Raw genomic sequence first — 12,663 nt, 5'->3', positions numbered from 1 at the left:
AGAAAACCCAGAGGAGGAAAAACGGCGAAGCACCAAGCTTATTGGCCTATTCGCCCGATTTTGTATTATAACGGCCCAAATCGGCTATACCGGCAAATTGAAACCGCAGGAAGTGCTTAGTATCATGGAATTAGCACTCATTCATCGAGAGTGCTAACAACAGACTAACAACCCGTCCTCTGGCAAATTCTATATAGACAAACCAAGGAGGCTGTTTATGACTCAATCGACCGGCACAAAGGAAACCCGTGAATTTCAGACGGAGACCAAGCAACTGCTCGACCTGATGATCCATTCCATTTACACCAACCGGGAAATCTTCCTGCGGGAGCTGATTTCCAACGCCTCGGACGCCATCGACAAGCTCCGCTTCGAAGCCCTGACCAACCACGACCTGCTTGCAGGCAACGCCGACTTTGAAATCTTTATCCTCCCCGACGAGGAAACAAAAACCCTCACCATCGCCGATAACGGGATGGGCATGACCTTTGCCGAAGTGGTTGACAACCTCGGCACCATCGCCAAATCGGGAACAAAAGCCTTCCTGGAAAAAATGAAGGACAGCGGCGCCGGCTCGGCTGGCGAACTCATCGGCCAATTCGGGGTCGGTTTCTATTCGGCCTTCATGGTCGCCAAAAAGGTAACCGTTATTACCCGGGCCCCCGGCCAACCTAAGGGCATTCGCTGGGAATCGGCGGGCGACGGCACCTATACCGTCGAGGAGTGCGACAAGGACTCGCGGGGGACGGCCATCATCCTGGAGCTGCAAGACGAACATTGCTCCGCCGAGCATCCCGCCGAAAACTTCCTGAACCGCTTCACCTTGCAAAATCTTGTCAAAAAATACTCCGATTACATCCGCTACCCCATCAAAATGAACTTCATAACAGAAGAAAAGCCCCGCGACGCCGACGGCAAGATCATCGAGGACGCTCCCGCGGCCCAGTCCGTCGAGGTCAAGACACTCAACTCCATGACGCCTTTGTGGACCAGGAACAAAGCCGAGATTACCAAGGAAGAATACCACCAGTTATACAAAAACCTCTTCCTTGACTGGGAAGACCCCCTGGAGATTATCCACTCCAAAGTAGAAGGAGCGGTGGAGTACACGACGGTGCTTTTCATCCCGGCGCACGCCCCCTTTGATTTCTATCAGCGGGAGGCCTCCTCCGGCATCCGCCTATATTCCCGCAACGTTTTCGTCATGGACAACTGTAAAGACCTGCTGCCGGAATACCTGCGTTTCGTCCGCGGCTTGGTGGACTCGCCCGACTTCTCCCTCAACATTTCCCGCGAGCTGTTGCAGCACAGCAGCCAATTGCAGAAAGTCGGCAAGAACCTTGAGAAAAGCCTGCTGAAAACCCTGGAGAGCATGCTCGCCAAGGACCGGCCCAAATACGAGACCTTCTGGAAAGAATACGGCCGCGCCATCAAAAGCGGCGTCTACGCCGACTTTCAGAGCCGCGAGAAACTGCAGGACCTGCTGCTCTTCCCCTCCTCCCAGTCCGCCGACGGCTTGACGACATTGGCCGATTACGTCTCCCGGATGCCGGACGGACAAACGCTAATCTACTACGCCGCCGGCAAAGACCGCTCAGCGGTGGAGCGGCTGCCGCAGATGGAGCTGCTTAGGGAAAAAGGCATCGAAGTCCTGTACCTTCTGGACAGGGTCGACGAATTCGCCATCGACGCCTTGCGCGAGTATAAGGACAAAAAGTTCCAATCCATCAGCCGGGGCGACCTGAAACTTGACGGCGTCGATACCCCGGAAGCGAAGCAGGAGACGGACAAGCTCGCCAAAGACAACGAAGCGCTGCTCAACGCGGTGAAGGAACAGCTTGCCGGGAAAATCGCCGAGGTCAAAATCAGCAGCCGCCTGAAATCGAGCCCCGTCTGCCTGGTCAGCGGCGACAACGGTATCAGTTTGTCGATGGAGCAGATCCTCACCGAAATGGACCGGGCCACGTTCAAGGCCCGGCGTATCCTGGAGCTCAACCCCCACCACGAGGTTTTCCGGGTGCTGCAGAAACTGCACGAACAAGCCTCCTCCCAGGATGCCTTCAAAGACTACTGCGAGCTCCTCTACGGCCAGGCTTTGCTGATGGAGGGGATAACTCCGGAAGATCCCGTCGGGTTCGCCGCCAAGGTCGCAGCCCTGATGGCCGAAGCCGGCAAAAAGGAATAAAACCGCCTGCCCGCCGGCCAACTTGCCGGCCGGGAAGAAAGCAAAAGGGATGCCCGCCCATTGGCGGCATCCCTTTTCCCATACTCCGGAGGAGGAGGGAATGGCTACTCCTCCTCTTGAAGCCGGTGAAGCTGATAGTATATGCCCCTTTTGGCCAAAAGCTCGTCATGGGTACCGGATTCGGCGACCGCGCCGCGTTCGAGCACGATGATCTGATCGCAGCGACGGACGGTGGCCAGGCGGTGAGCCACCATAACCATCGTCCGGTTGGCGGCTATGCGGTCAAGGTTGTTCATTATCGTCCGCTCGGACTCATAATCCAGCGCACCTGTAGCCTCATCAAAAATAAGCACCTGGGGATTGGGCAGCAGCGCCCTTGCTATGGCTATGCGCTGCCGCTGCCCGCCGGACAGTGCCTCGCCCCGCTCGCCGACATGGGTATCGTAGCCTTGCGGCAGATCGTTGATGAAGCCTTCGGCCCCGGCGATTTCCGCGGCCGCGCGGACCTCCTCCGCGCTCGCCTCCGGGTAGGCCGCCGCGATGTTCTCTCCGACAGAGCCGCTGAACAGGTAACTCTCCTGCGGCACAACCCCGATCTGCCGCCGCAGCCAGGCCGGCTCGACCTGGGAAAGATCCACGCCGTCGATAAGCACCCGGCCGGACTCCGGCACATACAGCCGCTGAATCAGCTTCGCCAGCGTGCTTTTCCCCGAGCCCGAGCGGCCGACCACCCCGACCCGCGTCCCGGCCTTAATATTAATGCTGACCTGGTGTAAAACTTCGGGAGCATCCTGCCGGTAGCGGAAGCTGACCCTGTCGAAAACGACTTCCCCGCGTACGGTCGGGAGCGTCGTCCGGCTGGGGTTATAGGCGGGCTCGGCCTCCGCGTTCATTATATCGCCGAGCCGGTCGACCGACACCTTCGCCTGCTGCAGTTGCTGCCAGGTATTGACCAACCGCAGAACGGGGGCGTTCACCTGCCCGGCCAGCATCTGAAAGGCGATCAGTTCCCCGATGCTCAGCTTGTTGTCCATCACCGCGTAAGCCCCCGCCCATAAAACGGCCAGATTGGCCGCCTGCTGGATGAACCCGCCGACACTGCCGGCAATGTTCGCCATATTGGCGGTTACGAACGCCGTTTTCACATAACGGGCCAGCATCTCCTCCCATTTCCCGATGAAGTGCGGCTCCACCGCCAGCGACTTCACCGTCTGGATTCCCGTCACCGCCTCGATCAAAAACGCCTGATTCTCCGCGCCGGCGACGAACTTCTCATTGAGCCGGCGCCGGTAAATTGGCGTCACAACCGCGTTGAGCGCGACGAATAACGGCAGGGCGATCAGGGCGATCACACTCAGAAAGGGGCTGTAAAAAAACATCACGACGATGTAGACAACGGTGAACACGCTGTCCAGCAGTACGCTCAGTCCCGACCCGGTGACAAACTGCCTCACATTCTCCAGTTCCCTCACCCGGGCCACGACGTCGCCGACCTGCCAGCTCCCGAAATACTTTACCGGCAGGGCGGTGATATGCCTGAACAGCCTGGCGCTCAGCGCCGCGTCGATCTTGTTGGTCGTATTGGTAAACAGATAGCTTCTCAGGGCAGTCATCCACGCCTGGAAAATCGCCGCCGCCGCCATCCCCAGCACCAGGATATCCAACGTCCCCAGGCTGCGATGCACCAGAACCCTGTCGATGATCACCTGCGTGAACAACGGACTCACCAACCCGAACAACTGCAGGACGAACGAAACGAAGAGGACTTCCCCCAAAAACCGCTTGTAAGGCGCGATCGCGGCAATAAACCACCCGATCCCGAAACCCGGACCGACGCCTTTGCGCACATGGCGGCGGGCGATAAGAATCACCCGCCCGCTCCAGGCGGCACGCAGGGTTTCCAGCGGGATTGCGGCGGGGTTATCGCGGCGGGGATCGAAAATGACCAGCCGCCCGCCTTCGCGGCGCACGGCGAGTACAAAGCAGCCGTTATCGAGGACAAGCGCCGCCGGCAGCGGCAGAGAGGCCAGCTTATCGGTGTCGACCCCCGCCTGCCGCGCTTTCAGGCCCAGATCGGCCGCCGCCCGGACGAATGCAACCCCGTCCATCGTCGCGTTGCTGACCACGTAAGCCCGCCGCATCTGGTCCGCGTCGGCCGGAATGCCGAGCAGCCTGGCCGCGGTCACCAGGCACGCGAGAGCCGTATCAGCGCGCCGGGAGACTACGCCGGCCTGTTGTCCGGTTGCAAGCTGAAGATCCATGCTCCTACCTTTCCCTCAACGCCTCGCTTTTGTATTGGCGGAAAGGATCGAGAAAGAACTCGATAATCCGTTTGCTCCTTACCTTCACCTCGGCGGTCGCCGACATGCCCGGCCCCAAAAACACCTCTCTGCCGTCCACGACCATATGGTCCCGGCCGAGCCGCAGGGTTATCCGGTACACACGCCCTTTTTCCTTGTCCTCGACGGCGTCGGCGCTTACCTCGTCGACCACCGCCTCGATCACGCCGTACTTCTGGAAGCTGAAAGTCTCGATCTTCACTTCCGCCCGCTGGCCCGCATGGACAAAGCCGATATCCTTGTTGGCTACCCACGCCTCGACCAACAGGCCGGCATCGGCCGGCACGATTACCATCAGCGGCTGGGCGGCGGTCACCACCCCGCCGACGGTATGCACGGCCAACTGGGTCACCCGGCCGTCAACCGGACTGGTCAGGCGGGACAGCCGGTTTTTTTCCTCGGCCTTTTTCATTTCCTCGGCAAGGGCGAGCAACTGCTTGCGGTCCTCCACCAGCTTGTCGGCGATCTCCCGGTCATGCTCGGCCCTGACATAAGCCAGATTCTCCAGGCTCTGGGTTACGGCCCATTCGTTCCTGGCGATCTCGGCGTCCTGGGCGGATAGATTCTGCTCCAGCTCCAGCCGCCGGGCGCGATGATCAAGCAGCACGAACAGGGCGACGGCGTTTTCCCTTACCAGGCGTTCGATGCGCTGCTCCTTGTCCCTGGCGACCTCCAGAAGGGCGGCGTACTTCACCTTCACCGCCGCGGCGGCGTTCAGGGCGGCCCTGTTCTGGCGAACATTCGACTCCACGGCCGCCAGCCTGGTCCGATACTCGTTTTCCCGGCTGCGGAACAAGGACCTCTGGAAATTAACATCCTTCTCGTCCACTCCGGGGTGGGGGCCCGGCGCGAAAACCCGCCCGTCCCGCTCCGCCTCCAGCCGTTCGACCTCCAGGGAGTAGTAGGCGTGTTCCTTCCTCAGCCGCGCGAGGTCGGCGGCGGAAATGGTCGGATCGAGTTCGAGCAGCAACTGGCCCTGCTTGACCTGCTGCCCGTCCCTTACGGGGATGCTCTTAACCACCCCTTTGTCTTCGGCCTGGACAACCTTCACCTGCCCGACAGGAATGACCTTGCCGGGAGCCACGGCCACCTCGTCCACCCGCCCGAGCACCGACCAGGCCAAAGCCGTTATAACCAGAGCCACCATCGTCCACATGACCGCCCGGCCGACCGGCGACGGCGGAGTTTCCGTCACCTCCAGCGCAGCAGGCAGAAACTCCGTTTCACGCGCCGTCAAATTGTTGTTGACGGTCGCCCTATATAAACCTCTGATCCTTGAAAGCAGCTTCCCGGCCATATCATACCTCGGTCTGCATTTGATATAAATGATGATACAACCCTCTACGGGTCAGCAGCTCTTGATGGCTGCCCTGCTCGACCAGTTGCCCCCGGTCGAGAACGATGATCGTGTCGCACTTCCGGACGGACGACAGGCGATGCGCTATCATCAGCAGCGTCCTGCCGGCCGCGATCTTGTCAAGGTTGCGGCTGATAATCCGTTCCGACTGGTAATCAAGGGCGCTCGTAGCCTCATCGAAGATCAGGATGCGCGGGTCGGCGAGCAGCGCCCTGGCGATGGCGATGCGCTGCCGCTGCCCGCCAGACAGAGCCGCGCCCCGCTCGCCCACCCAGGTGTCGTAGCCTTCCGGCAGTTCCAGTATGAACTCATGCGCCCCTGCGGCCTCCGCCGCGCGGACGACATCCCCCATCGCCGCGCCCGGGCGGGTGACGGCGATATTGTCGCGGACACTGCCGTTGAACAGATAACTCTCCTGCGGCACCACGCCGATCCGGCGCCTCAGCCACACGGGGTCGAGCTCCGCCGCGTCGCGCCCGTCGATCGTGATCCGGCCGCGTTCCGGCTGGTACAGCCTCTGCACCAGTTTTGCGAGCGTGCTTTTCCCCGAACCCGACCGGCCGACTACGCCAACCCTCATGCCCGCGAGGACGGCGAAACTGACCCCGTGGACCGCGTCCGGCCCTTCGGCGCCGTAGCGGAAAGAAACCTGCTCAAATCCAATCGCCCCGCGCAGCGGCGCCCGCTCCCCCGTCCCGGCCCGCACAGGCTCGGGCGGCGTACGCACGATATCTCCCACCCGTTCGAGCGACAGGGCCGCCTGCTGGACAGACTGCCACATGCCAACCAGCCTGAATAAAGGCGCGCCCGCCTGTCCGGCCAGCATCTGAAAAGCGATCAACTGCCCCAGCGTCAGCTCGCCCTCTATCACCATATGGCCGCCGAACCACAAAATACTTAGCCCGGACAGCAGCTGAAGCAGCCGCCCGCCGTTGCTTACCGTGATGTTGAACGCGGCGCTGTCGAACGACGTCCTGACATACCGTTCCACAAGCCGTTCCCACCTGTGGTTGAACTGCGGTTCCAGGGCGAGCGCCTTCACGGTCTGGATACCGGTAACCGCTTCGACCAAAAAGGCGTTCTGCGCCGCTCCTGCCGCCCAGACCGCCGCCAGGCGCTCCTTATAGGCAGGTGTCGCCAAAACGTTCAGCAGCAGATAGACGGGCACGACCGCCAGCGCCAGCAGGGTAAGAGACACGCTGTAGTAAAACATGACGGCTACGAACACGACGGCAAACACCGTATCGATAACCGCCGTCAACGCCGGGCCTGTCATGAATTCCCGGATGCCGTTCATCGCCGCCACCCGCATGAGGGTATCGCCGACGCGCCGCTGTTCGAAGTACCTCAGCGGCAAAGCCGCGATATGCCTGAACAGCCTCGCTCCGAGAATGACATCCAGCTTATTGGTCGTATGGGTGAGCAGATAAGTCCGCAGAATGCCCATGCCGGCCTGGAAAACACCGGTCACCAGCAGGAATACCGCCAAAACGTCGAGCGTCGCGACCCCGCGATGCAAAATAACCTTATCGATGATAACCTGGGTGAAAAGCGGCGTCGCCAGGCCGAACAGTTGCAGAAAAAACGAGCCGACCAGCGCCTCGCCCAAGAATCGCTTATATCGGGCCAGCGCCGGCAAAAACCAGTCCAGATTGTACTTTCTCGCCCAACCGGCCACACTCAGGGGATGCGCCAGGACGATCAGCCGTCCGTCCCAGGCGGACAGAAACGCCGCCTTTTCCACGGCCCGCGTCTTTCCCGCCGCCGGATCGAAAACCCGCACCCGTTCGGCGTCGTTTTTGCCGAGCACCACATACCCGCCGTCCTTGAGCCCGGCAATGGCAGGAACCGGCTGGCAAGGCAAATCTTCCGGCCGGATGGCGACGATTTTCGCTCTCAGCGTTAGCTCCCGCGCGATAAACCGGGCCAGCGCCCTCCCGTCGGCCGCCCCGTCGCCGGCCGCCCAGGCCCGCGCCACTCCGGCCTCCTCGGCCGGCACACCCATGGCTCTGGCAACAGCGGCCAGACAGGCGACCAACGAAGCCTGACCCTTAGTCCCTTTAACGCTGTATTCCTCAGCCTGCGGGCCGGCCATCATCCCCGCCTCCCTGCTGCATCCCGCCGGGGAACAGGGGCAGACCTACATGGAAAACGCTGCCCTCACCCAGGCGGCTGCTTACCCGGACATAACCGCCATGCGCCTCCGCGAGCTGTTTCACGATCGCCAGCCCAATGCCGCTGCCGCCCGTCTTCCTGCTGCGCGATTCGTCGACCCGGTAAAACTGGTCGAAAATCAGCGGCAGATCCGCTTCGCTTATGCCGATCCCATTGTCGCTCACGGCGATTTCCACCAAGTCCCGCCTCCCGTCGGACACCCGCCGTGCGCTTATGCCGACCAGGCCGGGACGGCCGCCGAACTGCAGCGCGTTTACCACCAGATTATAGATAATCTGATAAAGACGGTCCTGGTCCGCCAGCACATCCGGCAGATCCTCCTCATAACTGGCCGTCACCCGCGTCTCCTTTTCGCCGAGCAGCGGCTCAAGCATCGCCAAGACGTGGTTTATCGCCGCCGGCACCTTGACCCGCACCTTGCCGAGCGGCAACTCTCCCGCCTCGGCCAGCGACAGTTCCCGCAGGTCGCCGATAAGCCGCTGCAGATAAACGGTCTCCTCCAGCAGCAGCCTCAACCGGTGTTCGTCCGGCGAAAACATCCCTTCCAGCACCGCCTCCAGATTGCCCCGCAGCGTCGTCAGCGGGGTGTTCAACTCATGGGCGATGCCGGCCAGCATCTTGCGCCTACGGACATTGGCCTTCTCCAGATCGGCGGCAAGCCTGTTAAGCGAATAAATTACAAAGCCCAGCTCGTCGTCCAGGCTCAGGGTCGTGGTCTTCCGGTAATCCCCCGCGCGCATCGCCTCGATCAGGCCCGCGAACTCTTCCAGGGCGACCCCGATCCGCCGTTCGATCTGCCTGCCCGTCAAAACGGCGATTACCAGCAAAACGAAACCGGTCACGCAGTACACGTAATTGAGAAAATCCTGCAGGCCAGCCAGCCCTTGCAGCCAAGAGATCCCCCGCAACACATCGATCATGTTGTCGAAGAACAACAGAAAAGACGATGCGACGGCGATGGCGAACAAGATGCCGAGAATAAGCCTGATTGTATTGATTATCGTCATCGTATGCATTGCCCGCAACACAAAAACATCACCTTGCTCTTCTTTCAAACTTGTAGCCCATGCTTCTCACCGTCTCGATAAAACGCTGCCCCGGCAAAGCGGCGCTTAACTTCTGCCGGATATTCTTGATATGGGCGTCGATCGTCCGCTCGCAGCCCTCAAAATACGTTCCCTGCGCCTTGGTAGCGATTTGCATCCGGTTAAAAACGCGCCCGGGTTGCTCGGCCAACGCCTCGAAAATCTTAAACTCCGTCGCCGTAAGATTGACAACCTCGTCGTCGGCCCTTACCGAGCAGGCCTCCCGGTCGACGACCAAGCTCCCGTACACAAGCCTGTCCTTTCCGCCGGCGCCGGCCGCTTTGCCGCCGCAGCGGCGGAGAATGGCCTTCAGCCTTACCGCTATTTCTCTGGGGCTGAACGGCTTGGTTATATAATCGTCCGCTCCCAGTTCCAACCCGACGAGCTTGTCGCTTTCGTCGCCGCGGGCGGTAAGCATCAGGATCGGCACGTCGGACGTCCTGCGGATCTGCCGGCATACCTCGATGCCGTCCAGTTTGGGTAACATTATATCAAGCACGATAATATCCGGTTTGCCGCAGGCGAAAGCGCGGAGCGCCTCCTCGCCGTCATACGCCGCCAGGGTGCGGAAACCGTAGCCGGCCAGATACTCCGTCAGCAAGCCGTTGATATTCTCGTCGTCATCCACGACCAGCGCCGTATACCCTCCCATGATGGCAAAAGCCTCCTTAACAAAGCTCTTATCTAGTAATACCATCAACCAAAGCCGGAAACCTCCTCCATCCGACCTATTTTTGCAAAATTCACCAAACATTCACATACGCTTCATTCGGCCTTCAAAAACCCTTGTTACAATAAAAGTAAACAAAACGTCGTCGGGGAGAAGGTGCTAACTATGTAACTTATTGCCCAGGTGTCTCGATTAAGACGAAATAGTCTTAGGAGGTGCACAATGATAAACATCGATATCGACAAAGTGATCAACTTCTTAAATGGTAACGAACTGGCGAAAAAATACAATGTCGGCGAAATCCTCGACAAGGTCAACATCTTCAACGTCAAACACGTGATGATCGGCTTCGGCGGCAACGACACGGTCGAGGGCAGCGCCGGCAAGGACCTGATCTTCACCGGCAACGGCAACAACACCGTACACAGCGGTGGCGGGGCTGACATCATTATCGCCGGCAACAACAACGACACCATCTTCTCCGGCGACGGCAGCGACATCGTCTACGGCGGCAACGGCGCCGACTACATCGACGGCGGCGCCGGCTCCGACCTCATCGTCGCCGGCTTCCACGGCGACAAGACCGTCCTCGCGGGCCTCGGCAGCGATATCGTCGTCAGCGGCGACGGCCGGGACACGCTTTACGGCGGCGACAGCAACGACATCCTCTACACCGGCGCCGGCGACGACATCCTCTCCGGCGACGACGGCAGCGACATGCTGGGCGGCGGTAGCGGCAACGACGTCCTCTACGGGGGCGAAGGCAGCGACGTCCTCTGGGGCGGTTCGGGAGACGACACCCTGACGGGCGGCCTCGGCGAAGACTACTATATCTGGGGAAGGTCCGACGGCCTTGATACAATCTTCGGCGACAGCCAGGATAATGTCGTGTTCTACAACACCAAACACGACCTTTTCGACCTGAGCCTGTCCGGCGACGACCTGGTGATCGGCTACGACAACGCCAACTCACTGACGATCAAAGACTGGAACAACAATGCCGACGCCGCCAACACCTTTACCTTTGTCGCCGAATTCGGCCAAAGCTACAAAGTCACCCAGTCCAACGGCCAACTGGGCTGGCTGGCAGTATAGCAACAGCGGTCATCCCTGTTCCCAAATAGTACCGGCCATGCACGAACGACAAAGAAACCGCGAACATTTTTCGGGTCCCGTAAGCAAGAGAGGCTGAAGATCAAATCTTTAGCCTCTCTTGCTTGCCACACCTCCCTTCCGGGGCTGCCTCACTGAAAAGCAGCCGGGGATCAACGAGCACGAATAATGGCTCGCGATCACCGGCTGCAAAAACACATCAATCAGAACGAATAACTGACGGTTGCCTCGAACGAAGTATTCTTTTGTCCGCCGCTGATCGTTTTCTGGTCCTTGAAAACAAGCTCCAGGCCGGCGTTTTCTCTCAGCTTGCGGGTGATGGCGTAATGGATACCGCGGTTGTTGGCGTCATACTCGCTCTGGCCGCCCATCGAGCCGAACTCCTCGACCCGGAAACCGGTGACGGAGGCGGAGGTCTTGTCATCGAAATCATAGCTCAGCACAACGGCGTACGCCTTGTTGGCCGTACTGCTGCTCGCCTTCGTGTATTCAGCCGTCAGGCTGCTCTTGCCGAACTTATAAGTGCCGTCCACCGCCCAGTGGTTGGTGCTTTCCGTTTCTCCCCGGAAGCGCCCCAGCGTGACCCCCCAGTTGAAATTCTCCACCGGGTTAATCCCGGCCCTGACGGCATAGACATTGTTCTTGTACGACCCGGCGGGATTATCCTCCCGCGCCGCGAGCGCCGCTATGTCGACAATGCCGACGGTGCCGGCGACGGAAAGGCCGTCCACGAACACCTTCTTGCCGATTTTCGAATCCGCCCGGTGGTAAAGCAGCGTGGTCGTCCCCACGCCGGCGTCCTGGCGGCCCAGCTTGTAAGTCAGTTTATCAGTCTTATAGTTCAGCCCGAACTGATCGATGGCGACCACCGATTTCTTACTCTCCCCGTAAACCTCAGGCGCGATGTTGAAATCCGCGAGCGTCGGGGCGGTCACACTCTGCGCCCCGAGACGGGCGTACAGCGACCAACCGTCGCCCAGTTCAGCCTCACTCATCAGTTTCAGGGTATAAATCGCCCCGGACGCGGTCGGGTCGCCGTCCGCCGTTTTCCGCTGATACTTGACCGCCGCGTCGCCGCTCAGCTTTACCGGCTCCGCAGACGCCGCCGGCGCCGCAGCCATAATCAACCCTGCCACCATAACTGCAACCGTCTTTCTCATACAACACCCCTCGATCAAAATATGCCTGATTAGCATAACAACAGGTTACTTCGTCCGGCTCTCAGGGCCGCACTGGCAACTCCCGCCCGCTTTGCGGCAATCGCTGCCGCAGGCGCAGGCGGATTTGCCGCTCGCGCCCCGCCAGGCTACGTAAACCACATAGCCGAGGGCCGCTGCGCCAACACCGGTTAAGACCATCGTTTCCATACTAACACCTCCTTCACAGCTTCAATTTATATACTTGCTTGCTTTCAGCTTTTCCTCGACGGCCCGCCAGGACCGTTTGGCGAACACCACCGGTATCGACCGGGCTTTGGCCAGCGTCTTCACGTTCTGGGCGGTGCCGTGATTGACGTAGTCGGTCAACACCAGAACAAAAGCAGTGGCCTTGGGCAAACTGATTTTGTTCCTTTCGAGAGCTTTCCGGCCGGAAATATGCACCAATTCCGTGACTCCCAGGGAATAAAGGTTCTTTTCAATCCCGCCCAGATAGTCCCCGCCGACGATGACAACAGACATATTGCCCTCCTCTTGATGACGCACAATATCGATAACCGGCAGAAGAATCTCCTTCTCCGG

10 protein-coding genes are annotated in these 12,663 nt (G+C 60.0%); 2 read left to right on the top strand and 8 right to left on the bottom strand.

Annotation, left to right across the window (positions count from 1 at the left end; translation table 11 throughout):
- Positions 1-217 precede the first annotated feature (217 nt).
- Positions 218-2,185 carry a molecular chaperone HtpG gene (htpG, locus tag Q4T40_00810; protein MDT8899788.1) on the top strand — a complete coding sequence of 656 codons (1,968 nt, stop codon included), beginning with the start codon at positions 218-220 and terminating at the stop codon, positions 2,183-2,185.
- 104 nt (positions 2,186-2,289) lie between these two features.
- Here the strand turns inward: htpG and Q4T40_00805 are convergent, their stop codons facing one another.
- The 5 genes from Q4T40_00805 to Q4T40_00785 are packed head-to-tail and all read right to left on the bottom strand — an operon-like array spanning position 2,290 to position 9,838.
- Positions 2,290-4,446, bottom strand: a complete 2,157-nt coding sequence (locus tag Q4T40_00805) for a type I secretion system permease/ATPase (GenBank protein MDT8899787.1) — start codon at positions 4,444-4,446, stop codon at positions 2,290-2,292.
- Positions 4,447-4,450: 4 nt separating this feature from the next.
- On the bottom strand, positions 4,451-5,821 hold the full coding sequence (locus tag Q4T40_00800) for an HlyD family type I secretion periplasmic adaptor subunit (GenBank protein MDT8899786.1): 1,371 nt from the start codon (positions 5,819-5,821) through the stop codon (positions 4,451-4,453).
- A 1-nt stretch (position 5,822) separates the two neighbouring features.
- Entirely contained in the window at positions 5,823-7,979 is a 2,157-nt protein-coding gene (locus tag Q4T40_00795) for a type I secretion system permease/ATPase (protein ID MDT8899785.1), read from the bottom strand.
- Complete coding sequence (locus Q4T40_00790) at positions 7,957-9,084, bottom strand: HAMP domain-containing sensor histidine kinase (GenBank protein ID MDT8899784.1); 1,128 nt, start codon at positions 9,082-9,084, stop codon at positions 7,957-7,959. The genes Q4T40_00795 and Q4T40_00790 overlap by 23 nt, the downstream gene beginning before the upstream one ends.
- Before the next feature lie 7 nt (positions 9,085-9,091).
- On the bottom strand, positions 9,092-9,838 hold the full coding sequence (locus Q4T40_00785) for a response regulator transcription factor (protein ID MDT8899783.1): 747 nt from the start codon (positions 9,836-9,838) through the stop codon (positions 9,092-9,094).
- A 195-nt stretch (positions 9,839-10,033) separates the two neighbouring features.
- Here Q4T40_00785 and Q4T40_00780 point away from each other — a divergent pair, with 195 nt between their 5' ends.
- On the top strand, positions 10,034-10,906 hold the full coding sequence (locus Q4T40_00780; GenBank protein ID MDT8899782.1) for a calcium-binding protein: 873 nt from the start codon (positions 10,034-10,036) through the stop codon (positions 10,904-10,906).
- A 221-nt stretch (positions 10,907-11,127) separates the two neighbouring features.
- Here the strand turns inward: Q4T40_00780 and Q4T40_00775 are convergent, their stop codons facing one another.
- Genes Q4T40_00775 through Q4T40_00765 form a run of 3 tightly spaced genes read right to left on the bottom strand, consistent with a single transcriptional unit; the run spans position 11,128 to position 12,603 of the window.
- Positions 11,128-12,084, bottom strand: coding sequence for a porin (locus Q4T40_00775; GenBank protein ID MDT8899781.1), 957 nt, complete (start codon positions 12,082-12,084; stop codon positions 11,128-11,130).
- 45 nt (positions 12,085-12,129) lie between these two features.
- Positions 12,130-12,291, bottom strand: a complete 162-nt coding sequence (locus tag Q4T40_00770) for a hypothetical protein (GenBank protein ID MDT8899780.1) — start codon at positions 12,289-12,291, stop codon at positions 12,130-12,132.
- 21 nt (positions 12,292-12,312) lie between these two features.
- The gene (locus Q4T40_00765; GenBank protein ID MDT8899779.1) at positions 12,313-12,603 is read right to left on the bottom strand and encodes a DUF2325 domain-containing protein; all 291 of its coding nucleotides are present in this window, start codon (positions 12,601-12,603) and stop codon (positions 12,313-12,315) included.
- Positions 12,604-12,663: the final 60 nt, after the last annotated feature.

It is taken from the genome of Selenomonadales bacterium 4137-cl (assembly GCA_032334055.1).
GTDB lineage: Bacteria > Bacillota > Negativicutes > Sporomusales > UBA7701 > Anaeroselena > Anaeroselena agilis.
Note: the sequence above shows the minus strand (reverse complement) of the source record. Positions and strands in the feature narration are given on the sequence as shown.

Excerpts from the sequence above, each read along its gene's own strand:
- htpG (MDT8899788.1), top strand. The coding sequence starts at position 218 with ATGACTCAATCGACCGGCACAAAGGAAACCCGTGAATTTCAGACGGAG.
- Q4T40_00805 (MDT8899787.1), bottom strand. The coding sequence starts at position 4,446 with ATGGATCTTCAGCTTGCAACCGGACAACAGGCCGGCGTAGTCTCCCGG.
- Q4T40_00800 (MDT8899786.1), bottom strand. The coding sequence starts at position 5,821 with ATGGCCGGGAAGCTGCTTTCAAGGATCAGAGGTTTATATAGGGCGACC.
- Q4T40_00795 (MDT8899785.1), bottom strand. The coding sequence starts at position 7,979 with ATGATGGCCGGCCCGCAGGCTGAGGAATACAGCGTTAAAGGGACTAAG.
- Q4T40_00785 (MDT8899783.1), bottom strand. The coding sequence starts at position 9,838 with ATGGTATTACTAGATAAGAGCTTTGTTAAGGAGGCTTTTGCCATCATG.
- Q4T40_00780 (MDT8899782.1), top strand. The coding sequence starts at position 10,034 with ATGATAAACATCGATATCGACAAAGTGATCAACTTCTTAAATGGTAAC.
- Q4T40_00775 (MDT8899781.1), bottom strand. The coding sequence starts at position 12,084 with ATGAGAAAGACGGTTGCAGTTATGGTGGCAGGGTTGATTATGGCTGCG.
- Q4T40_00770 (MDT8899780.1), bottom strand. The coding sequence starts at position 12,291 with ATGGAAACGATGGTCTTAACCGGTGTTGGCGCAGCGGCCCTCGGCTAT.
- Q4T40_00765 (MDT8899779.1), bottom strand. The coding sequence starts at position 12,603 with ATGTCTGTTGTCATCGTCGGCGGGGACTATCTGGGCGGGATTGAAAAG.